The sequence below is a fragment of the Halomonas sp. A29 genome (assembly GCF_046723295.1).
Taxonomy (GTDB): domain Bacteria; phylum Pseudomonadota; class Gammaproteobacteria; order Pseudomonadales; family Halomonadaceae; genus Halomonas.
In genome coordinates this window covers 206,988-228,204 of record NZ_JAXQPR010000007.1, presented here as the reverse complement: position 1 = coordinate 228,204, position 21,217 = coordinate 206,988, and the positions used below count along the sequence as shown (strand labels likewise).

Below are 21,217 nucleotides of genomic sequence, written 5' to 3'. Positions count from 1 at the left end.
GGGCAAATCAATGATGCAAAAAATAAATCTGCTGATCGAGAGGACGGCATACGGATCTTTCCTTCTCGGCGTGGTCGGCGGCGTGATCATGACGGGACTCATCTTCGTCAGCACGCTGATGCGCTATCTCGGCGGTCGACCCTTGCGGTTTTCCGATGAGCTGGCTGGCTTGCTTTTCCTATCACTGACCTTCCTATGCCTCCCTTATGTACTCGACAAAGGCCGGCATATTCGCATCGAAATACTCGTAAACCTGATGCCTGAACCGATGGCCAGAATCATGGACCTCATCGGCACCTTGATACTGATCTTGTTCTGCACGATCTTTATCTATGAAGCTTGGGATTTCATGGAATTCTCGTTCTCAATCAACTCGCGAACTGATATTAGCGGAATTCTCTTGTGGCCATGGATGGCGATTATGCCGTTCTCCATGCTGCTGTGCATCCTGGTGCAGCTAAGGCACGGAATGCGCCAGCCCCTTGCGGAAAAATCCCCAGCAGAGGATGCAATCTGATGAGTTGGTTACTGCTCAGTGGAAGCCTGATTGTCTTTCTCTCCAGCGGTGCGATTCTAGGCGCCGCTCTTGGTCTCACTGGAATGTTGCTGCTCTACTTCCAGGCCAATGGCGCCACGCCGCTCGCCATCAATGCCACATGGAACATGCTCACCGACTTCACTCTGAGCGCTGTTCCACTATTCATCTTTCTCGGTGAAATTCTCTTGGCCAGCGGTGTTTCCAAACGAGTCTACAACGGTCTGACACCTCTTTTTTCACGTATCCCGGGACAGCTACTGCATACGAATATCGCAGTATGTACCCTCTTCGGTGCCGTGAGTGGCTCCAGTACTTCTACCGCTGCGGCGATTGGCTCGGTAGGCTATCCCGAGCTCACGAGACGTGGTTACAAACCTAGTGTCGTGGTAGGAACACTGGCTGCTGGAGGTACTCTTGGCCTCCTCATCCCTCCCAGCCTGGCGTTGATCATCTATGGCGCCACCCAGAACGTTTCCATTGGAAAGCTGTTCATTGCCGGCATGCTGCCAGGACTGTTGATTGCTGCCGCTTTCTCGGTATGGATCATGATTCGCTCCAGTATCGGCGAGGCGGTCACACCTGCCTCAAAAGGCAAAGTCATATGGGCAGATGTTCGTCATGGCGTACTGGAGATATGGCCTCTTCCCATTCTCATCTTCTTTGTGCTTGGTACAATCTATCTGGGTATTGCCACCCCTACTGAATCTGCGGCCTTGGGTGTAGTTGCCAGTATCGTCTTGGGAATGACATGGGGAGACCTGACCCTGCAACGCCTTTGGCAAGCTTTCAAGCATGCTTCGCTGATGTTTGCCGCCATCGGCATGATTTTGATAGGCACGGTCATTCTCTCGCAGGCCGTCAGCTTGCTAGGCATCCCGCGTGCGGCCGTTGATGCAATCGGAGGGTTCGGCCTGGGACCTTACGGCATCCTGTTGATGATCGTTATCGTTTATATCGTATTGGGATGCTTCTTCGATGGCATTTCACTATTATTGATGACCCTACCCATCACCTTCCCGATGATCACCAGCTTGGGCTTCGACCCCATCTGGTTCGGTATCATCGTCACACTGCTGATCGAGATTGGCATGATCACTCCTCCCGTAGGACTTAACCTCTTCGTGCTGTCATCAATCTCGAACAACGATGTCGACTTGACTGCTGCTGCAAAAGCCTCCTTGCCCTACTGGTTGATTCTGCTCGGCGCGGTAGGGTTATTCACGGCTTTCCCCGAAATCATTTTATGGATAACTCATTTGATATAAACACTACGAGCTAGCTACCCAAACTCGATTCCAAAGAATGGCCCCACCTCGGCTGAGGCGGGGCCATGTTGGTACAGGACCGAATCAGCTCAGCGAGATGGTGCTGTTGATGCCGCTGGAGACGTTCTCAGGCTCGAACCAGCGGGCGGTCACGGTCTTGGTCTGGGTCCAGAACTGGATCGCCTGCTTGCCGTTGGGGCCCAGGTCGCCCAGCTTGGAGCCACGCGAGCCGGTGAAGCTGAAGTAGGCCACCGGTACCGGGATCGGCACGTTGATGCCCACCTGGCCGACGTCGATATCGCTCTCGAAGCGGCGTGCCACCCAGCCGGAGTTGGTAAAGATCGAGGTGCCGTTGCCGTTGGGGTTGGCGTTTATGAAGGCGATGGCTTCATCGAGCGTATCGACACTGACCACGCACAGCACCGGGCCAAAGATCTCCTCGCGGTAGATGGTCATCTCCGGCTTGACGTCGGCAAACACGGTGGCGCCGACGAAGTTGCCATCCGGGTAGCCCTCCACCTGGTAGCCGCGGCCGTCGACCAGCAACCTGGCGCCCTCTTTCTCGCCGGCATCGATCAGGCGCTCGACGCGCTCCTTGGCGGCCGGTGAAACCAGCGGGCCGAGGTCGGCGTCACGCTGGGTGCCCGGGCCCACCTTCATGTTGCGTGCACCCTCGACGATGTCGTCGAGCCACTTATTGGCTTCGCCCACCAGCACCACTACCGAGTTGGCCATGCAGCGCTGGCCTGCAGCGCCGAAGGCGGAGCCCAGCAGGTTGTTGATGGCCTGGCTGCGATTGGCGTCGGGCATGACGACACAGTGGTTCTTGGCGCCCATCATCGACTGCACCCGCTTGCCGGCTTCGGAAGCACGGCGGTAGATGTGGGTGCCGACGTTGGTGGAGCCAATGAACGACAGCGCCTTGATGTCCGGGTGGTCGCAGATCTGGTTGGCCACGTCGGGGCCGCCGTGCACCACGTTGAGCACACCGGCCGGTACGCCCGCCTCATGGGCCAGCTCGACCAGACGCATGGTGGAGCTGGGATCCTGCTCGGAGGGCTTGAGCACGAAGGTATTACCGGTGGCAATGGCCAGCGGGAACATGAAGCATGGCAGCATGATCGGGAAGTTGAAGGCGGTGATGCCGGCGCCTACGCCCAGCGGTTGGTTGAGGGTATAGACGTCCACCTCGTTGGCGGCGTTCTCGGCCAGCTCGCCCAACTGCAGCGAGGTGATCGAGCAGGCGTGCTCCACCACCTCCAGGCCACGCCCCACTTCACCGGCGGCATCGGGCAGGGTCTTGCCATGTTCTTCGGTGATCAGCGCGGCAAGCTCCTCGGTGTGTTCGCGAATCAACGCCTGCAGCGTGAGCATGATGCGCATGCGCTTGGACAGAGGTGTCTTGCGCCAGGTCTTGAACGCCTCCTTGGCGCTGGCCACGGCGCGGTCGACCTCCTCGGCGGTGCAGAACGGCACTCGCGCTACCACCTCCTGGGTGGCAGGGTTGATCACGTCGCGCCACTCCTGGCTCTGAGAGGGGACGGCCTGGCCGTCGATGTACATGGGAATTTCGCGAACGGACATGGCGCTTCTCCTTGGGGATGCACGGCTGTTGGCCAGCGCCTCCCTTATCATCGTTGTAGATTGGGCCAGCTTAGACTTTGTGTGTAGAAATACACGAAATGTGGTGAATTCGAGTCTATACAGTCATTCATCAGCGTGACAACGGGCACTTATTCACAAGATTTGTGCAAAAATGCACAACCAGCCTCACTGGCAGAGTGGACCAATGCTCGACTGGCAGGATATCCAGATCTTTCTCGAAGTAGCGCGCAGCCAGCGACTCACCGACGCCGCTCGGCGCCTGGGGCTGGACCACTCCACGCTGTCGCGGCGCACCCGCCGCTTCGAGCAAAAACTCAACACCCAGCTCTTCGAGCGTAGCACCCATGGCTACCATCTGACCGAGGCCGGCCAGCAGTTGCTCGCCCACGCCGAGGAGATGGCCCGCCACGCCTTCGAGGCGGGCGAGGGCCTGGCCGACAAGAACCGCCAGCTCAGCGGCCAGATTCGCCTTGGCGTGACCGAAGGCTTCGGCACCTGGGTCATCGCCCCGCTCCTCTCCGCCTTCTGCGAGCGGCATCCCGGTATCACTCTGGACCTGCTCGCCCTGCCGCGGGTAGTCAATCTGAGTCGCCACGAGGCGGACCTCGCCATCACAGTGGAGCGTCCGGCTAGCCAAGGGCTGGTCACCTCTCGGCTGTGCGACTATCGCCTCAGGCTCTACGGCAGTCAGAGTTATTTTCAGCGCCACGGCCGCCCTGCCAAGCTTTCCGAGCTTGGGCAGCACCGGCTGATCGGCTACGTCGACGATTTGATCTTCAGCGAGCAGTTGAGTTATCTCGACCCGCTGCTCGACCCCGCCGTCGTGGGAACGGTGCCGCACTTCTCCATCCGCAGCACCAGCGTGACCACCCAGCACGCCGCCGCCCAGCAGGGAGCCGGGCTTGCCGTGCTGCCCTGCTTCATGGCCGAGACCGGCGACCGGCTCGAGAGCGTGCTGAATGACGAGGTAGAGATCGTGCGCCAGTTCTGGATCACCGCGCGTCAGGAGCAGCGCCGCCTGGCGCGAGTAAGGCTGCTGTGGGACTTCCTGCGCGAGGCCTTGGAGGTCAATCGAGGCCTGCTCATGGGTGAGACGGATGAATTAACGCTACCCGCCTCTCTCGGCTGACCCCGCAGCATTATTGTCAGTCGAGGCGGATATACGGCTTTGAGAGGCTTCGCTGTCATATACGACTACCCTGTTTCGTCCCTGCTTCTTGGCGTCGTAACTCGCGGCATCGGCCCGCGCCAGAATCGCATCGAGATTGTCATCGCCTTCACTAAACGCGGTAAGGCCGATACTCGCCGTCACGAAGTACTCCTTGCCTGCTTGGTTGACGCTGACCTGATGGATGGCGCTGCGAAGCGACTCGGCAATTGTCACGGCCTGGCTGAGCGTGCAGCTCGGCAGCAACAGGCCGAATTCATCTCCCCCTTGCCTGGCGACATGGTCGCTGCGCCGCACCTCCCACACCAATACCTGCGCCACGCGACGCAGCAGTTCATCGCCAAGCGCGTGGCCACCCTCGTCATTTATCGGCTTGAAGTAATCCAGATCGAAGAGAATCACTGCCGAAGGCGTGCCAAGCTTGGTGAAGTCCGCCATCGCGTCTTCAAGACGTCGTTGATAACCACGACGGTTGAGCAAGCCAGTCAACGGGTCATGTTCGGCTTCCCAACGTTGCAGGGCCTCTTGTTGCTGCCGCTCGGTGATGTCCTTGATCGTACCCACGATCCCCAACGAGCCCCCGTCCCCCTGCACTCGGCTGGCATGGATTTCGACCCATAGCAGGGAGCCCTTGTCATCTCGCATGCGAAGCTGGCGCAGAAACTCCTTTCCCTGGCTCATGGCATGCAGCCACATGTCATGGGCATCTTCACGATCATCCTCGTGAACAAGCTGCCAAAGATCATGCGTTGAGGCATCGGCCCGTAGCCCCAGCATTGCCGAAAGGGCCGGGTTGAGGTAAATGAGGTCGCCTTCTTGATCGGCAACGAACATACCCACTGGGGTCGAGCCGAGTACGGCATCGAGAAAGGCCTCCCGATGCCTCAGGTGTTGCAAGGCATCCTTGCGCTCCTGTTCCAGGCCGTTGAAGGCATCGGAAATTTGCGTCAGCTCCCTCAGGCTGGTCGACAGCGCCAACCGCTGGCGGACACCGGAGCTTATTTCTCCTATTTGCCTTTCGAGCCGATGCAGCGGCTTGAGCTGGTGACCGACCAGCCAGCGAATGACGACCAGCAGGAACAGGGCCACCACCAGCCAGGTCCACCAGAGCCGTTCCAGGAAGTTCTGGAACGGCATCAACATCGACTGGCGCGGCATCATCATGGCCACCACCCAGTCCGCTTCCCACACCTGACGGTAGCCCACCAGCACGGCTTCGCCGCCCAGCTCATGGAACGTCTCGCCCTGCCACCCGTCGAGGGCCAGCTGAAAATCCGGAGGATCGAGGTGCTGCAGCGATCCGACGAGTCGGCTTATGGAGCCAGGCACGAACAGTGGCTCACCGGCGAAGGTGAAGATGGCTACGTGACCGTTATGCTCAAAGGTCAGTGAGGATATGCTGCTGAAAAACTGCCCATGGGAGAAGTTCAGAAGCCCCCCGATGATCCCGTCGAACTCCCCTTCGGCAGTAAAGCGAGGCACCAGCAGCATTACCAGGGGCTGATGACTGGTTCGACCAAAGAAAGGCCGGCTGACGTAGGGCCAGCGGGAATTGCTCACCATGCCGAAGTATTCGGTGTCGGAAATATCAAAGCCCACGCGCCCCGGCACTTCGGGCAAGTCGGCAATGAGCTCGCCATCGGCATTGCTGATGATAATGCCTTCGAAATAGGCCAGCAGGCTGGGATTTTGCTGCAGGAGAAGCGAAGCGTTATCGCCCGAGACATCAGCAAGCTGCGAAGAGAGCATCTCCAGCGCGGCAAAGCGCAAACCCAGGCGGTCCCTTAGTTCACGACCCAAAATTTCTGCCTGGTACCCCAAGTGGGAGAGATTGGCTTCGTGCATCAATCTCTGACCGCTTCCCCAGGCAACGAACAACAGCAACCCGACGATGACAAGCCAGGTCATTACCAACCCAACCAGCAAGCGCTTCTGCAGCGTATTCAGACGACGCCATAGCGCGCCGCGAATCGAACCTTGTGGCAAGCTGCCTCTTCGCAACATGATGCAGGCAAGACCTGTTTCTCTGTGTAGCAGTTAGAGTGACAGCTTAACTATCTATTAACGTTATCTTTATTAACAAATTGGTAAGAAATTGTTATTAGGGACATTGTAAAACCATGCGCCGCTTTCCCAAGTGGCTCCGCAAACTCCGCCAAACATGCGCCCCCACTCACTGAGTCTCGGTTAGGCCGCAGCCCAAACGGCCTGACTGGTCGCCGGTTGAAGGCCTAGTAATCATCCCGCACCTCACCTTGGGCTTCCGCTCAAGCGGCCGAGTCGCAGCCAAGTTGCCGTGCGGCCTCCCGCCCTGCTATGGCGCCCAGCACCACGGCGCTGAGCAGGCCGTTACCGGAGAGATAGCCACTGTCGCCCGAGCCGGAAACCCCACGCGCCGCACCGCCGGCGGCGAACAGATTGTCGAAGGGAGAACCATCCTGGCGCAGCACGCGCGCCTGGCTGTTCACTTCGAGCCCGCCCTGGGTGTGGAACAGCGCCCCGGTCACCTTGATCGCATGGTAGGGAGCCTCCAGCAGATCCTTACTGCTGAAAGCGCGCCCGAAAGCATCGGCCTCGCCGCTCTCGGCCAGGACCTGCATCTCGGCAAAGGTCTCGCGCAGGGCTTCAAACGACAGTGAAAGGTCTGCCGCCATGGCCTCCAGACTGTCGAAAGTGCGCACCGCCCCGGCAATATGGGCATTGCGGTAATCTTCGAACTCCAGCGCTGCCAGGTGAATGCGCCGGTCAAAGAGGTTCCAGGCCATACCGCCCGGCTGTGCCAATACCTTGGCCGCCTGCTCCGAATAACCGCCGTGCTCATTGGAGAAGCGTCGGCCTTCACGATTGATCTGCACCCCGCCGCGCATCATCACCGCCCAGGTGATCAGGGTCTGGTGCGGCATCGCCAGCGAACCGTGCCCTTGGCAGGCGCCCAGGTCCTTGAGGCTGGCCCCCATGGCCTCACCCCACAGCACAGCATCGCCCTGGTTGCCCTCGTGACCGAAGTAGAGGGCATCCTTGAGCATCGGCAAGTGGCGCGCCACCAGCTCGGAGTTGCCGCCATAGCCGTTGCAGGCAAGGATCAGGGAGTCACAACCGAAAGACTCCTGACTGCCGTCGGGACGTTCGAGCGTGACACCCCGTACCCGGCCGGTGCCGTCCACATGAAGATCCACTACTTGAGCCTCGGTAAGCAGGTCGATACCTGCCGCTTCCACCGCATTGAGCAGGCTGCCCATCAGCTCCTCACCCGTGCGCCTCGGCGTGGCGTGCATACGCATGCGGCTGTGGCCGGGGTAGAGAAAACCCTCCACCAGGTCGAAGGGCACGCCGTGAGCATCGGCCAGCCACTCCACCACGCCGGCCGAGGCCTCGGTCAGCGCACGCACGATGGCAGGATCCGCCTGATGGCCATTCTTGCGCTGAATGTCCGCAGCCATCAGTGCGGGGCTGTCCACCACGCCGAGCTGCTCCTGGAAGCGTGTGCCCGCCGCCGGAATGAAGCCCTGGGACATGGAGGTACTCCCCCATGGCAACGCATCACGCTCCAACACGACGGCCGAGACGCCATGCTCATGGGCAGCGAGCGCTGCGACAAGACCACAGGCGCCCGCGCCGACGATCACCAGCGGCACATGCGCTTCGAACGTCTCTTCACCCCCAAAGGCCACGATTGCCATGGCATTACTCCTCAGTCGTTGCTGCTGGCCTGAGCCCGGTAGGCATCGAGAATCTCCCCGGCCGGGGCCTGCCATACTTCTGCATGCCCGGCGATATGGTCGAGCACCGCTTCCAGGCAGGCGATGCGATGGGGCTGACCCACCAGCCAGGGGTGCAGGTTGAGCGCCAGCAGCCGGCCGCCCTGCTCCCGCCCTTCTTGCAGCAGGTAATCGAAAGCGTCCGTCACCTGGGTCACCCAGCTGTCCTCCGAGTGCAGGTTCTGGCACATCACGAACTGATCTTCGATCTCGGTGGGGAGCGGCATCATGGTCAGTTCGCCGCGCTCGGTGGCGAAGGCGTAGGGCATGTCGTCATTGACCCAGTCGCAGCAGTACTCGATGCCGTTCTCGGCCAGCAGGTCCGGCGTGTTCCCGCTCTGGTGCTTGGCCGGGCTCAGCCAGCCCCGCACCGGCTGGCCGGTCAGCTCGCGTAGCGTCGTCACCGAACGGCACACGATCTCCGCTTCTTCGCCGCGATCCTGGCCGCCGTAGTGCAGGTGGTCCATGTTCCAGCCGTGGCACAGGAACTCGCCGCCATAGGCCTTCAAGCGATTCAGCAGGTAGGGGTGCTGCTCGGCGAGCTGGGCGTTGATCGCCCAGGTAGGGCGGATGCCGCGCGACTCGAAGGCCTTGAGCATGCGGTAGATGCCGACCCGGTTGCCGTAGTCGCGCAGCGAATAGTGGCGCAGGTCCGGGTAGGGCATGGTCATGCCGTTGGGCACCTTGAACGGCACGCCACGCTGGTTGAGCGGATAGAACTGCAGCGAGACGTTGATCCACACCGCCAGGGGCTTGTCGCCGGGCCAGCGGACCGGCGGGCGGTCGCCGAGCATCGACCATGTGTAGCGCTGGTGATCGTAGCCGTGGCGACGCCAGGGGTAGTGCAGGTATTCCGGTTCGAGGGACGAGTTCTTGGAAGACATGGATCAGTTCCTCCCTGCCGTGGCGGCCTTGGCATCGATGTCGCGCAGGGCCTCGTCGTAGTGATGGGAGAGATAGTACTGAGCGATCTCACGGCCGGTGGCGATCCACACGTCGCGGTGGCCGGTGATGTACTCCAGCGCCTCCTCGAAGGCCTTGATGCGGTGCGGGCAGCTGATCTGGTAGCTGTGGGTGGGAATGCACATCACCGTGCCCGACTCGGCGCCCTCGGCGTAGAGCCGGTCGAAGTGGCGCTTTAGCATGGTCAGGTAGTGGCGCGGCTCTACCTTGTTCACCGCATAGACGATGGTGTCGTTCATCTCCAGCGAATAGGGCATGGAGATGAAGCGACGCCCCGAACGCAGCCGGATCGGCGTGGGCTGGTCGTCATGGAACAGGTCGCATGTGTAGATGCCGCCCTCTTCGCCGAACAGCTCCTGGCCCACCTCGGCGAACAACGCCAGGGTGTGCTCCGAGTGGGACAGCGCCGGCGCCAGGTAGCCGGCGCATTTCTGCCCGGTGTGGCGATGGATCGTCTCGATACCATCACGGATCATCTCCCGCTCCTGGGCCTCGCTGAGGCCATAGGTATAGCGGGTGTTGTAGATGCCGTGACTGAAGAACTCCCAGTCGCGCTCGCGGCACATCGCGATGATCTCGGGGTGGTGCTCGCAGAGTGCCACCGAGAGCGATACCGAGCCGCGAATGCCGTACTTGTCGAGCAGCGCCATCTGGCGCTGATGGCCGACCCGGTTGCCGTAGTCGCGGATGCTGAAGCCCGGCACCGAGGGGTGCGGTGTGGGCCACGGCTTGCGCTGCGGGTTGGACGGCGGATCGAGCTCGTAGTACTCGATGTTGGGCGCCACCCAGAAGGCGACCCGCGCACCGCCGGGCCAGGTGATCCTGGGCCGGCTCTCGTAGGGCCAGTAGTCGTAGGCGCCAAGCGTTTCCTTCATGTTGCACACTCCTCTTCCACTCACGCCGGGGCGTTCAGCCCTGCTCGGCGGCGCGCGATTCGAGCCAGGCCAGCACGTCGGCCACGTTCATCACGTCGGCGTACTTCAGGTGCAGGTCGGTGAGGTTGGCGTAGTGGTAGCTCTCGTGCTTGTCGGCCACGCACTCCATCGGCACGATGGTGCGATAACCCCGCGACAGGCTGTCCACTGCCGTGGCACGAATGCAACCGGAGGTGGAGCCGCCGGTGACGATCACGGTGTCGACCTGATGCCACACCAGCAGCGACTGCAGGGGCGTTTCGAAGAAGGCCGAGGGCATGCGCTTGGTGTAGACCACGTCACCCTTTTCGATTTGCACCCGCTCGTCGAAGGCGGCGCGGTCGGAGCCGTACTTGATGTTCTGCAGCGAGTCGGGGGTGTCGGTGCGCGTGCCCCACACGCCGGCATCCTCGGCGGAGTCGAGGAAGGCCACGTGGGTCCACACCACCGGCCAGCCGAGCTTGCGGAAGCCACTCGCGAGCTGGTTCACGTAGTCGAGCTGATTGGGGTCGGTCTCGTAGGCGGTGTTGTAGAGATCGGTGCGGGTGTAGGCCTTCTGCGGGTCGACGTTGACCAGCACCGCCTTGTTGCCGAAGCCGAACGGCACGCGCTGGGGATTGGCCATCACCTCGAAGAAGATCTCCTTGGCGGTCTTGTCGGTCGTGATCATCGCTTTCTCCTGCAGTCAGTTGTTCTTGGCGTCAGCGGCCGTCGTACTTCTCGCCCAACTCGAGCATCTTGCGGGTGCCGAGCACCTCGTTGAGCTGGCTGAAGTCGAGCATGCGTTCGCGGAAGGCGTCGGTGGTGCCGTCGCGGCGCAGAGTGTCGAAGAACTGCCCCGCCATATGAGTGAAGGCACGCACCAGGGCCCCGGGGAAGATCACCAGAGAGAAACCCAGTTCCTGCAGCGCCTGGGCGTTCTGCAGCGGCGTATCGCCGCCCTCCACCATGTTGGCCATGATCGGGATCTGGCCGCGGAACTCGGCCATGATCCTGGCGATATCATCGTCGCTACGAATGCCTTCGATGAACAACATGTCGACCCCGGCTTCGCGGTAGGCATGGGCGCGCTCGATAGCCCGCGCGGTGCCCTCCACCGCCACGGCGTCGGTGCGCCCGATGATCAGGGTCGCGTCGCTTGCGCGGGCGTCAAGCGCGGCCTTGAGCTTGCCCACCATCTCGTCCTCGGGTACCAGCGTCTTGCCGCGCAGGTGGCCGCAGCGCTTGGGGTAGGTCTGGTCTTCCAACTGGATGGCATTGGCTCCCGCACGCTCCAGCATGCACACGCTGCGCATCACGTTCATGGCGTTGCCGAAGCCGGTGTCGCAGTCGACCACAACCGACAGTTCGGTACGCTCGCGGATGTGCGACATCACGTCATTGACCTCGCTCACGCTGACCAGGCCGATATCGGGACGGCCAAGCTGGGTATAGGCGATGCTGGCTCCGGAAAGGTACACGGTGTCGAAACCGGCGTCGGCGGCAAGGGAAGCACTCAGAGCATCATAGACACCCGGCGCAACGACGATCTCGGGGGCATGCAGCCTGGCCTTCAATTCGCTGGCGTGAAGAGTCATGGCAGGTGGGTTCCTCGCATGTTCGGGAAATCGGAAAGGAGGTGGAAGGTCCGCTCAGGGCCGTGCCAACGCCAGGTCGTTCCAGACCTGCTGGCGCACTATCCGGCCGTGGCGTACTTCGAAGCGGTCGATGAAGCGCACGCCTGCAAAAGGACTGCCGTCGAGCCATTCACCGTCGAGTTCGCCATGACAGAACACGGCAATGAATTCGCCCCGGTCACAGGCTTCCACGGCCGCGATGCGCTTGTGTACGAAGCGGTAGCGTTCAGCGGCCCACACCACCAGCTCTTCGAGTCGATGCATCACGCCACTCCCGGGAAAGACCATGATGAAATCTGCGCCGAGCAAGGCACCGGCACGTTCGAGATCGCGTGCTTCCATGGCCGCGAGGAAAGTTCGCACGAGCCCCACGGAGGAGGCGGCGGGCGTATCGACTGGCATGGGTCTTCTCCAGGAGAGCCTTTATCGTTGTTTGGCGCTATTCTTCGAATTGCATGGCACAGCAACTTGTCCTATGCATAATACATTTCTATGTCTACTTAACGTCTCGCGTCAAGCGCTTTACTACGCCGGCAACAACGTACAAGGACCGAACCATGAACGATACGCATGCGAATTCCCTTGGGGGCACCAAGTCCCATCGCATCTATCTGCTGCTCAAGGATGCGATTCTCAGCGGTCGACTGGCACCAGGGCGCAAGCTGCCCGGAGAGCTGAAGCTGGCGGAGCAGTACGGCGTATCGCGGGTCACGGTCAGGCGTGCCATGCAGGCGCTCGACGAAGCAGGGCTGGTAGCGCGCAAGCCGGGGCTCGGCACCGTGGTGCTGGAGCAGCCGCTGGACGCCACGGTGATGACCGCCAGCGTCGCCAACCTGCTGCCCAACATGGTCAAGATGAGCAAGGCCTCGCGGGTGCGGCTGCTGGAGTTCTGCTACGTCAAGCCGCCGGAGCCGGTGCGCGAGAGCCTGGGGCTGCGCGAGGGCGACAAGGTACAGCGCTCGATTCGTGTGCGCATGGCCGACGGCAAGCCGTTCTCCTATCTGGTGACCCATGTACCGGAGTACATCGCCCTGCACTACAACGAGGCGGACCTGTCACAGACGCCGCTGTTCGCCTTGCTTGAGCGCAGCGGCGTGAAGGTCGACCACGCCGCTCAGACCATCTCCGCCAGCCTGGCGACTCATGAGGTGGCAGAAGCGCTGGACGTCTCGGTGGGTTCACCGCTGATCGCCCTCACCCGAGTGGTGTATGACGAAGAGGGCCGCGGTGTGGAGCACCTCGATGCGCTTTACCGCCCCGACCGCTACCGCATCCAGATCGACCTCAATCGCACCGGCGACGAGGCGGCTCGCTACTGGGAGCCCATGACACCGGAACCCCAGCGTGAGGAAACCGAGCATGAGGCGTGAACCGGCAGCCAATCCATCTGAGCATATGTTCTATTTTTAATACATATAAAAAAGGCAATAAAATACATTTGACCTGAGATATTGGTCTGGGATAGTTGTATGAAGGATAGCGATACAAGAATGATGCAACCCCGTTGAAGCGACCGACATGACAATGCCAACGACCCTGTTCGACAAGGTGTGGGATGCCCACGAGATTCTGCGCAGCGAAAGCGGCCAGAGCCTGCTGTGGATCGACCGCCACTTCGTGCACGAAGGCTCCTTCCACGCCTTCAACAAGCTGCATGAGCGCGAACTGACGGTGGCGCGTCCCGATTTGACCTTCGGCATTGCCGACCACTACGTACCGACCCTGACCCGGCGGCTCGACGATATCGTCGACCCCAAGGTACGCGGCATGATCGAACAGCTCTCCGCTAACGCTCGCAAGCACGGCATCACCCTGTTCGGCCTCGACGACCCGCGTCAGGGTATCGTGCACGTGCTTGGCCCCGAGCAGGGATTGACCCAGCCTGGACTGCTGATGGTGTGTGGCGACAGCCATACCTCCACCCACGGCGCCTTTGGCAGCATCGCCTTCGGTATCGGTGCCTCGGAAGTCGCCCACGTGCTGGCGACTCAGACACTGTGGCAGAGCCGACCGAAGAAGATGCGTCTGACCGTAGAGGGCGAACTGTCTCCCGGCATTACCGCCAAGGACATCGCCCTGACCTGGATCGCTCGCCTGGGTGCCGACGGTGCCCGCGGCTATGCCATCGAGTATGCCGGCAGCGCCATTCGCAGCCTGTCGATGGAAGCGCGCCTGACGCTGTGCAACCTCTCCATCGAGGGCGGCGCCCGCTGCGGCATGATCGCCCCCGACGAGACCACCTTCGCCTACCTGCGTGAACGCCCCTTCGCCCCGAAAGGAGAACGCCGGGAGCAGGCGCTGGCCTACTGGCACACGCTGAAAAGCGACGCCGATGCCCGCTTCGACCGCGAAGTGACGCTGGTGGCTGGCGAGATCTCCCCCACCGTGACCTGGGGCGTTTCGCCGGAAGAGGCACTGCCCATCGACGCCCGAGTGCCCGACCCGGCCGATCAGAGCGATGCCGGCAAGGCTCGCCAGTTGCGCGACAGCCTCGGCTACATGGGGCTCAAGCCCGGCCAGAGGCTCACCGACATCGTCATCGACCGGGTCTTCATCGGCTCCTGCACCAATGCCCGCTTGGAGGACCTGCGCTCCGCGGCTGCCGTGCTGCGTGGCCGCCGCAGCAAGGTACCGGGCATCGTCTCTCCTGGCTCGACCCAAGTGAAGCAGCAGGCGGAAGCCGAAGGCCTGGATGCGGTGTTTCGCGAGGCGGGCCTCGAGTGGCGTGAATCGGGCTGCTCCATGTGCGTGGGCATGAACGGAGATCTGGTACCACCCGGCGAACGCTGCGCCTCCACCACCAACCGTAACTTCAAGGGCCGTCAGGGTCCGGGCGCCAGGACCCACCTGATGTCCCCGGCCATGGTGGCTGCAGCCGCCGTGGCCGGCCGCCTGGCCGACGTGCGCGAGCTGTCAGGAGCCCAATGATGGAACCGATCGAGACTCTCGACGCCCTGGCCTGCCCGCTGCCGCTGGCCAACGTCGACACCGACCAGCTGATTCCGGCGCGCTTCATGAAGGAGCCACGCAGCATTGGCTATGGCCAGTTCCTGCTGCACGACCTGCGTCACGACGAGAACGGCCGGCCGGTCGAGGAGTTCATCCTCAACCACCCGCAGGCGGCGCAGGCAAGAACTCTGGTGGCGCGGCGCAACTTCGGCGCCGGTTCTTCGCGGGAGGCGGCCGTCTATGCGCTGGTGGACTTCGGCTTTCGCTGCGTGGTCGCACCGAGCTTCGGCGACATCTTCGCCTCCAACGCGGTCAACAACGGGCTGCTGCCCGCCACGGTCAGCGAAGAGGACGCCGAAGCGCTGCTCGCCGCGCTGGGCGAAGCCCCTGGGGCGCTGCACATCGATTTGGAAGCGCAGCGCATCGTTACCGGCGAACTGAGCGTCGGTTTCGCGATCTCTCCTACCTGGCGCACCAAGCTGCTCAACGGCTGGGACGACATCGACATGACCCGGCAGCACGCCGACGAAATCGAACGTTTCGTCAACCGCTATGCCAGCCAACGCCCCTGGCTCGACACCATGCCATCACAGTTGATCGCGCGGAGCTGAAGCCCCCTAGGGACTCAACAACACCGCAGGACAACCGACGCCGTAAACAAGGAGAACAACCATGAACAAGCCTCTCGTCGTTTCCCTGAGCCTGGCCGCCCTGGTAGCTTCCGGCCATGCCCTGGCCGTTGAACGCCTCAGCGCCGTTCACGCCTTTCCACCTTCGCTGATCTACACCCAGAGCTTCCTCGAGTTCGTCGACAAGGTGAACGAACGCGGCGAGGGCGTGGTGCAGATCGACGTGCGTGGCGGCCCCGAGGTGATCGGCCTCTCCGAGCAGCCCGACGCCGTGCGCAACGGCGTGGTCGACATGGCCTACACCGCAGCGAGCTTCTATGCCGGCACCGTGCCCGAGCGAGACGCCATGGTGGCCTCCAACACCAATGCCATCTTCGCCCGCGAGAATGGCGGCATCGACCTGCTCAACCAGATCCACCAGGACAAGATGGGGGTCTACTACCTGGGCTGGTTCGACAGCGGCGTGAGCTACAACCTCTACACCATCAACGAGCCGCAGCTGGACGGCGAAGGCAATCTCAGCGTGTCGGGCATGACCCTGCGCAGCAACCCAGTGTATGACGCCTTCTTTCAGGACTACCTGGGCGCCCAGCCGATCAGCCTGCCGACCACCGACGTCTACTCGGCGCTGGAGCGCAACGTGGTCAACGCCACCGGTTGGACCCAGATCGGCCTGAAGGACCTCAACTGGGATCGCTTCCTCAACTACCGAATCGACCCCGATTTCTTCTCCACCGACATGGGCGTGATCGTCAACCTCGACAGCTGGAACGGCCTGAGCGAGGAGGCCCGCGAGCTCCTGCAGGAAGTGGCGATCGAACATGAGCGCGAGAGCGCCGAGCGTTTCGAAGTGCTGGCCGAAGAGCAGCAGGCCGAGCTGGAAGCCGACGGCATGCAGGTCTTCCGCCTGGAAGGCGAGGCCGGCGAACGCTTCTCCGAGGCCGCCCGCGAAGCTACCTGGGAGCGCATGCGCCGCCAGATGGAGCGCCACCCCACGGGCCTCGAGCACTACGAAGAGCTGATCGAGAAGTTCAACGACCTGTAAGCCGAGCGGGCCGGCCATCGCTGGCGGCCGGCCCACTCTCAACGGCTCGTCTTTGCCGGCTTGTCGCTGCCTTCATCGCGCCCGGGGATATCTATGCGTTACGCCAGTCGTGCTTATCTACTGCTGCTCAACGGCATGGCCCTTGCCGCCGCCATCATGCTGGTGTGGCTGATGGTCGCCATCGTGCTCTCGGTGGTGATCCGCAACCTGGGCCTGCAGCCCTCGGCGTGGTTCTTCCTCTCCACCGAGTACGCCATGTTCTACCTGACCCTGCTGGGCGCACCCTGGCTGGTTCGGCACAAGGGCCACGTACATATCGAACTGCTCACCTCGATATTGCCACCCATAGCGCTTCAGGTGCTGAGCCGCCTGGTGGCGCTGCTGTGCGTGGCAGTCTGCGTGGTGCTGGCCTGGAAGGGGTATGACCTGGTGTCGATGAATCTGGCGCGCAACGACTATGACGTGCGTGCCTTCTTCGTGCCGAAATGGATCCTCACCATCGCCTACCCGGTGTGTTTCTTCATGATGGCCATCGAATTCGCTCGCTTCGTGATCGGGCGCGACATCCTTCACAGCGGCGAAGCGGGGATCAAGGAATAATGGAATGGTATCTGGCCCTGGCCTTCCTGCTGGCCCTGATTCTCGGCTTCATGGCCATCGGCACGCCGATCGCCCTGGCCTTCCTCGCCGCCAACGTCATTGGCGCCTGGCACTTCATGGGCGGCCAGAACGGGCTCATCCAGTTGCTCAACAACGGCTTCGGCGCCCTCTCCAGCTTCAACCTGGTGCCGATTCCGCTGTTCCTGCTGATGGGCGAGCTGTTCTTCCGCACCGGCCTGGGCATGCGCATGTTCAACGCCATCGACCAGCTGATGGGCAAGGTGCCCGGGCGGCTCTCCTACGTCACCGTGGTGGGCGGCACCGGCTTCTCCACCCTCAGCGGATCGTCGATGGGTTCCACCGCACTGATGGGTTCGCTGCTGGTGCCAGAGATGGAGCGTCGCGGCTACAAGAAGCGCATGACCATCGGTCCGATTCTCGGTACCGGCGGGCTTGCCATCATCATTCCGCCTTCGGCGCTGGCCGTACTGCTGGCCACCCTGGCCAAGGTCGACATCGGCGCCCTGCTGATCGCCGGCATCATGCCGGGCCTGGTGCTGGCCGGGTTCTACATCGCCACGATCTGGATCCAGACCCGGCTGGATCCGGATGCGGCGCCCAACTACGCGCTGGAGCCCGTACCGCTAGGCAAGAAGCTGCTGCTGGTGCTCACCGATATCCTGCCGATGATCAGCGTGATGGTATTCATCGTGGCGCTGATGCTGCTGGGCTTCGCCACCCCCTCAGAGGCGGCGGCGTTCGGTGCCCTGGGCGCCATCGTGCTGGCGGTGATCTTTCGCTGCATGACCTGGGAGGCGTTCAAGCTCTCGGTGATCGGCGCATTGAAGGTCACACTGATGGCCTACCTGATCGTGTTCGGCTCGGCCACCTTCAGCCAGCTGCTGGCGTTCTCCGGCGCCTCCAGCGGGCTGATCCAGTGGGCCACCAGCTTCGACCTGGCGCCGATTCTGATGCTGTTGGCGATGTTCGCCGTGCTGCTGGTGCTCGGCACCTTCATGGAGCAGATCTCGATCATGATGCTGACGGTGCCGTTCTTCTTCCCGCTGGCTCAGGTGCTCGGCTTCGACCCGATCTGGTTCGGCATCATCATGCTGCTGGCGCTGGAGATCAGCTTTTCAACTCCGCCGCTGGGACTGTTGCTGTTCGTGATGAAGGGAGTGGCGCCCAAGGGCACCACCATGCGCGAGATATATTCCGCGGCGATCCCCTATATCCTCTGTTCGATGCTGCTGGTCGCGCTGCTGATCGTATTCCCCGGCATCGCCACCTGGCTACCTGGGATGATCAACTAGCCCCTCAGGTCACCGCCCCGCGCTGCTGAAAGCGCGGGGCGAGATACTCGCCTTCGGCCAGCACCTCACGCAGGTGCCGGGCCGCCTGCCAGACGTCCTCATGGCTCAGGTAGAGAGGCGCGAAGCCGAAGCGCATCAGCCCCGGCTCGCGGTAGTCGCCAATCACCCCGCGCTCGATCAGCGCCTGGACGATGGCATAGCCATCGTTTGGGGCCACCAACCCCACCTGACTACCGCGCTGTGCCTCGTCCGGCGTGATGTCACTGATGCCGTGCTCCTCAAGGCAGCCGGCCAGCGACTCGCGAAACAGCTCGATCAAGCGCTGGCTCTTGCGCCGCAGCTGAGCGAGGTCCACCTCCTGCCACAGCGTCAGCGACGCCTCCAGTGCCGCAAAGGCCAGCGGCGAATGGGTGCCGGTACGAAAGCGCGAGATGCCCGGTGCCGGCGCGTAATCGGCTTCGAAGGCAAAGGGCGCTGCGTGACCCAGCCAGCCCGATAGCGGCTGCCAGCCCAGCGCTTGGCAGTCGCGCTGCACATAGAGGAAGGCCGGCGCCCCGGGGCCGCCGTTGAGGTACTTGTAGGTACAGCCCACGGCATAGCGTACCCCGCAGGCCGCCAGCTCGACGGGCAGTGCGCCGGCCGAGTGGGCCAGGTCCCAGATGACCTCGGCGCCGCTGGCATGCACCTGCCGGGTGATCGCTGCCATGTCGCGCAGCCTGCCGGTGCGATAGTGCACGTGGCTGAGCACCACCGCCGCCACCCGGTCGTCGAGATACACATCCAGCGCCTCGCCTTCCGACACTACCCGGTGCTCGAAGCCGCCGAAGCGGCAGAAGCCCTGGGCGATGTAGCCGTCGGTGGGAAAGTTGCCCCCTTCGCTGAGAATCACCGGGCGCGCCCGGCCCTGCCCTTCAGTGATATAGCCCAGCAGCTTGAAGATGTTGTGGGTGATGGTGTCGGTGACCAACGCCTCGCCCGGCCCGGCTCCCAGCAGCGGCGCCAGCCGATCGCCGAGCCGCTCCGGCGCGTCGAACCAGCCCTGGTTCCAGCCCTGGATCAGCGAATCGCGCCACTGCGTCATCAGGCCATTGACGGCTTCCACCGCAGCGCTCGGCTGAGCCCCCAGGGAGTTGCCGTCGAGATAGATCGTTCCGGCGGGCAGGGCAAAGCGGGACTTGAAAGAGGCCAGCGGGTCCTGGCGGTCCAGCTCACGGACATCATCGAGAGTCAGGGGCATGGTCGGCTCCAGCAAGGGAAACAGGGATCAAGAAAGCGGTGATCAATCAGCGCGCGCAGCTATCTATCAAGTTCGCGCAGCAGCGCACGCACCGGCGAGGCGTCGGCCCCGGCCAGCTTGAGTGGCAGGGCAATCAGCTCGTAGCGGCCGGGCGGCACCGCGTCCAGCACCAGCCCTTCGAGAATCGCCATGCCATGGTGGTGCACGCGCCAGTGCGCCAGCAGCCGGCTGTCCACCTCGGGGTCGAGGGAAGGGCTGTCCACGCCGATCAGCCTTGCACCTCGCTCGGCCAGCAGGTCGATGCTCTCCGGCGCCAGCGTGATGAAGTCGCTGCGCCATTCGTCATGGGGAAAATGCTCCCAGGTGCGCAGCAGTACCCGCTCTACCCTTTCCGGAAGCACGGGCAGCAGGTGCTCAGGCTCGACCCTCGGTCCGGCATGGCGCATGTCGAGCACCACGCAGGAGCCGATGTATTTCGCCAAGTCCACCGCATCGATGGCTTGCCCCTCGGCGGCGTAGTGGCACGGCGCATCGGCATGGGTACCGGTGTGGGTGGAGAGCACCAGACGTGAGACGTTGACCGGACACTGGTCGCCGAGCACCCAGGTCGGCTCGTGGACAAAAGGCGTATCACCGGGCCACACCGGCATGCCGGGGCGCAGCGGCTGGGAGATATCGTAGAGCCGGCTCATGAGGCACCCTCCTCGAGAGTGGTGCGCACCGACCACAGTTCGGGGAAGAACTGCAGCTCCAGCGCCTTGGCCAGGAAGGAGACGCCACCGGTGCCGCCGGTTCCGGGTTTCTGTCCGATGATACGCTCCACGGTCTTGAGGTGGCTGAAGCGCCACTGATGGAAGTGGTACTCGGTGTCGACCAGCTTCTCGGCCAGCTCATACAGTTCCCAATGATGTTCGGTGTCACGGTAGATCGAAGCCCAGGCCTGCTCCACCGCGGCACAGGGTCGATAGGGCTCCGACCAGTCGCGCTCGACGACCGAATCCGGGATTGCGAAGCCACGCCGGGCCAGCAGCTGCAGGCTGACGTCGTAGAGGCTCGGTGCGTGCAGCACCTCGCTGAGCCGCCGGTAGCGCTCGGGATGACGGCGGTGCACCTCGACCATGACGGCGTTCTTGTTGCCGAGCAGGAACTCCAGCTCGCGGTACTGATACGACTGAAAGCCGGAGCTCTGCCCCAGGCTGTCGCGAAAGCGTGCGTAATCCGCCGGCGTCAGGGTCACCAGCACCTCCCAGGCGCTGATCATCTGGGCCTGGATCCGCGCCACTCGCGTCAGCATCTTGAACGCCGGGCGCAGCCGATCGGCAGCAATGTGGGCGGCAGCCGCATGGGCCTCGTGCAGGCACTGCTTGAGCCACAGCTCCGAGACTTGATGGATGACGATGAACAGCATTTCGTCGTGCTCATCGGTGCCCGGCTGCTGCGCGGACAACAGCGGCCCCAGTTGCAGGTACTCGCCATAGCTCATCGGCTGGTCCCAGTGCACCGCCTCTTGTGTCAGATCCACCGTGGCGCTGCGCACCGGGGATTCATCGTGCCTGGTCATGGTCATTCTCCACCGCGTCTTTCCGTCAGTGTACGAAGGTGCTGGAGACATTGAAA

20 protein-coding genes are annotated in these 21,217 nt (G+C 62.6%); 9 read left to right on the top strand and 11 right to left on the bottom strand.

Annotated features, from left to right (window positions below):
• Positions 1-10: 10 nt before the first annotated feature.
• Complete coding sequence (locus SPH52_RS15405) at positions 11-517, top strand: TRAP transporter small permease (protein WP_411795923.1); 507 nt, start codon at positions 11-13, stop codon at positions 515-517.
• Positions 517-1,803, top strand: coding sequence for a TRAP transporter large permease (locus tag SPH52_RS15400; RefSeq protein WP_411795922.1), 1,287 nt, complete (start codon positions 517-519; stop codon positions 1,801-1,803). Before SPH52_RS15405 ends, SPH52_RS15400 begins: the two co-directional genes overlap by 1 nt.
• Positions 1,804-1,887: 84 nt before the next feature.
• Here the strand turns inward: SPH52_RS15400 and SPH52_RS15395 are convergent, their stop codons facing one another.
• Positions 1,888-3,387 carry a CoA-acylating methylmalonate-semialdehyde dehydrogenase gene (locus SPH52_RS15395; RefSeq protein WP_411795921.1) on the bottom strand — a complete coding sequence of 500 codons (1,500 nt, stop codon included), beginning with the start codon at positions 3,385-3,387 and terminating at the stop codon, positions 1,888-1,890.
• A gap of 205 nt (positions 3,388-3,592) precedes the next feature.
• Here SPH52_RS15395 and SPH52_RS15390 point away from each other — a divergent pair, with 205 nt between their 5' ends.
• Positions 3,593-4,537, top strand: a complete 945-nt coding sequence (locus SPH52_RS15390) for a LysR family transcriptional regulator (protein WP_411795920.1) — start codon at positions 3,593-3,595, stop codon at positions 4,535-4,537.
• On the opposite strand, the gene SPH52_RS15385 is transcribed toward SPH52_RS15390, so the two are convergent.
• From SPH52_RS15385 to SPH52_RS15355, 7 genes are all read right to left on the bottom strand, one after another.
• A complete protein-coding gene (locus SPH52_RS15385; RefSeq protein WP_411795919.1) occupies positions 4,517-6,562 on the bottom strand; it encodes a diguanylate cyclase in 2,046 nt (681 codons plus the stop codon). The genes SPH52_RS15390 and SPH52_RS15385 overlap by 21 nt on opposite strands.
• Positions 6,563-6,843: 281 nt before the next feature.
• On the bottom strand, positions 6,844-8,256 hold the full coding sequence (locus SPH52_RS15380; protein WP_411795918.1) for an FAD-dependent oxidoreductase: 1,413 nt from the start codon (positions 8,254-8,256) through the stop codon (positions 6,844-6,846).
• Positions 8,257-8,267: 11 nt separating this feature from the next.
• A complete protein-coding gene (locus SPH52_RS15375; protein WP_411795917.1) occupies positions 8,268-9,218 on the bottom strand; it encodes a polysaccharide deacetylase family protein in 951 nt (316 codons plus the stop codon).
• Positions 9,219-9,221: 3 nt separating this feature from the next.
• Positions 9,222-10,172 carry a polysaccharide deacetylase family protein gene (locus SPH52_RS15370; RefSeq protein ID WP_411795916.1) on the bottom strand — a complete coding sequence of 317 codons (951 nt, stop codon included), beginning with the start codon at positions 10,170-10,172 and terminating at the stop codon, positions 9,222-9,224.
• 34 nt (positions 10,173-10,206) lie between these two features.
• On the bottom strand, positions 10,207-10,881 hold the full coding sequence (locus SPH52_RS15365) for an isochorismatase family protein (RefSeq protein WP_411795915.1): 675 nt from the start codon (positions 10,879-10,881) through the stop codon (positions 10,207-10,209).
• A 31-nt stretch (positions 10,882-10,912) separates the two neighbouring features.
• Positions 10,913-11,788, bottom strand: a complete 876-nt coding sequence (locus tag SPH52_RS15360; RefSeq protein ID WP_411795914.1) for an oxaloacetate decarboxylase — start codon at positions 11,786-11,788, stop codon at positions 10,913-10,915.
• Between the two features lie 54 nt (positions 11,789-11,842).
• A complete protein-coding gene (locus tag SPH52_RS15355) occupies positions 11,843-12,229 on the bottom strand; it encodes a nuclear transport factor 2 family protein (protein WP_411795913.1) in 387 nt (128 codons plus the stop codon).
• 155 nt (positions 12,230-12,384) lie between these two features.
• Here SPH52_RS15355 and SPH52_RS15350 point away from each other — a divergent pair, with 155 nt between their 5' ends.
• From SPH52_RS15350 to SPH52_RS15325, 6 genes are all read left to right on the top strand, one after another.
• A complete protein-coding gene (locus SPH52_RS15350) occupies positions 12,385-13,197 on the top strand; it encodes a GntR family transcriptional regulator (RefSeq protein WP_411795912.1) in 813 nt (270 codons plus the stop codon).
• 148 nt (positions 13,198-13,345) lie between these two features.
• The gene (gene leuC / locus SPH52_RS15345) at positions 13,346-14,755 is read left to right on the top strand and encodes a 3-isopropylmalate dehydratase large subunit (protein ID WP_411795911.1); all 1,410 of its coding nucleotides are present in this window, start codon (positions 13,346-13,348) and stop codon (positions 14,753-14,755) included.
• Positions 14,755-15,387, top strand: a complete 633-nt coding sequence (leuD, locus tag SPH52_RS15340) for a 3-isopropylmalate dehydratase small subunit (RefSeq protein ID WP_411795910.1) — start codon at positions 14,755-14,757, stop codon at positions 15,385-15,387. Before leuC ends, leuD begins: the two co-directional genes overlap by 1 nt.
• A gap of 61 nt (positions 15,388-15,448) precedes the next feature.
• Positions 15,449-16,450, top strand: a complete 1,002-nt coding sequence (gene dctP, locus SPH52_RS15335) for a TRAP transporter substrate-binding protein DctP (RefSeq protein WP_411795909.1) — start codon at positions 15,449-15,451, stop codon at positions 16,448-16,450.
• Between the two features lie 93 nt (positions 16,451-16,543).
• On the top strand, positions 16,544-17,050 hold the full coding sequence (locus tag SPH52_RS15330; RefSeq protein WP_411795908.1) for a TRAP transporter small permease: 507 nt from the start codon (positions 16,544-16,546) through the stop codon (positions 17,048-17,050).
• Complete coding sequence (locus tag SPH52_RS15325; protein ID WP_411795907.1) at positions 17,050-18,363, top strand: TRAP transporter large permease; 1,314 nt, start codon at positions 17,050-17,052, stop codon at positions 18,361-18,363. The genes SPH52_RS15330 and SPH52_RS15325 overlap by 1 nt, the downstream gene beginning before the upstream one ends.
• Before the next feature lie 4 nt (positions 18,364-18,367).
• Here SPH52_RS15325 and kynU read toward each other — a convergent pair whose 3' ends face one another.
• The 3 genes from kynU to kynA are packed head-to-tail and all read right to left on the bottom strand — an operon-like array spanning position 18,368 to position 21,161.
• Positions 18,368-19,600: a kynureninase gene (gene kynU / locus SPH52_RS15320; protein WP_411795906.1), complete on the bottom strand. Its 1,233-nt coding sequence runs from the start codon at positions 19,598-19,600 to the stop codon at positions 18,368-18,370.
• Between the two features lie 59 nt (positions 19,601-19,659).
• Positions 19,660-20,292, bottom strand: a complete 633-nt coding sequence (gene kynB, locus SPH52_RS15315; RefSeq protein ID WP_411795905.1) for an arylformamidase — start codon at positions 20,290-20,292, stop codon at positions 19,660-19,662.
• On the bottom strand, positions 20,289-21,161 hold the full coding sequence (kynA, locus tag SPH52_RS15310; protein ID WP_411795904.1) for a tryptophan 2,3-dioxygenase: 873 nt from the start codon (positions 21,159-21,161) through the stop codon (positions 20,289-20,291). Before kynA ends, kynB begins: the two co-directional genes overlap by 4 nt.
• Positions 21,162-21,217 lie beyond the last annotated feature (56 nt).

Coding starts and splice junctions, on each gene's coding strand:
- SPH52_RS15380 (WP_411795918.1), bottom strand. CDS start 8,256: ATGGCAATCGTGGCCTTTGGGGGTGAAGAGACGTTCGAAGCGCATGTG.
- kynA (WP_411795904.1), bottom strand. CDS start 21,161: ATGACCAGGCACGATGAATCCCCGGTGCGCAGCGCCACGGTGGATCTG.
- dctP (WP_411795909.1), top strand. CDS start 15,449: ATGAACAAGCCTCTCGTCGTTTCCCTGAGCCTGGCCGCCCTGGTAGCT.
- SPH52_RS15390 (WP_411795920.1), top strand. CDS start 3,593: ATGCTCGACTGGCAGGATATCCAGATCTTTCTCGAAGTAGCGCGCAGC.
- kynU (WP_411795906.1), bottom strand. CDS start 19,600: ATGCCCCTGACTCTCGATGATGTCCGTGAGCTGGACCGCCAGGACCCG.
- SPH52_RS15360 (WP_411795914.1), bottom strand. CDS start 11,788: ATGACTCTTCACGCCAGCGAATTGAAGGCCAGGCTGCATGCCCCCGAG.
- SPH52_RS15355 (WP_411795913.1), bottom strand. CDS start 12,229: ATGCCAGTCGATACGCCCGCCGCCTCCTCCGTGGGGCTCGTGCGAACT.
- SPH52_RS15405 (WP_411795923.1), top strand. CDS start 11: ATGATGCAAAAAATAAATCTGCTGATCGAGAGGACGGCATACGGATCT.
- SPH52_RS15395 (WP_411795921.1), bottom strand. CDS start 3,387: ATGTCCGTTCGCGAAATTCCCATGTACATCGACGGCCAGGCCGTCCCC.
- SPH52_RS15365 (WP_411795915.1), bottom strand. CDS start 10,881: ATGATCACGACCGACAAGACCGCCAAGGAGATCTTCTTCGAGGTGATG.
- SPH52_RS15330 (WP_411795908.1), top strand. CDS start 16,544: ATGCGTTACGCCAGTCGTGCTTATCTACTGCTGCTCAACGGCATGGCC.
- SPH52_RS15400 (WP_411795922.1), top strand. CDS start 517: ATGAGTTGGTTACTGCTCAGTGGAAGCCTGATTGTCTTTCTCTCCAGC.
- SPH52_RS15325 (WP_411795907.1), top strand. CDS start 17,050: ATGGAATGGTATCTGGCCCTGGCCTTCCTGCTGGCCCTGATTCTCGGC.
- SPH52_RS15375 (WP_411795917.1), bottom strand. CDS start 9,218: ATGTCTTCCAAGAACTCGTCCCTCGAACCGGAATACCTGCACTACCCC.
- leuC (WP_411795911.1), top strand. CDS start 13,346: ATGACAATGCCAACGACCCTGTTCGACAAGGTGTGGGATGCCCACGAG.
- leuD (WP_411795910.1), top strand. CDS start 14,755: ATGGAACCGATCGAGACTCTCGACGCCCTGGCCTGCCCGCTGCCGCTG.
- SPH52_RS15370 (WP_411795916.1), bottom strand. CDS start 10,172: ATGAAGGAAACGCTTGGCGCCTACGACTACTGGCCCTACGAGAGCCGG.
- SPH52_RS15350 (WP_411795912.1), top strand. CDS start 12,385: ATGAACGATACGCATGCGAATTCCCTTGGGGGCACCAAGTCCCATCGC.
- kynB (WP_411795905.1), bottom strand. CDS start 20,292: ATGAGCCGGCTCTACGATATCTCCCAGCCGCTGCGCCCCGGCATGCCG.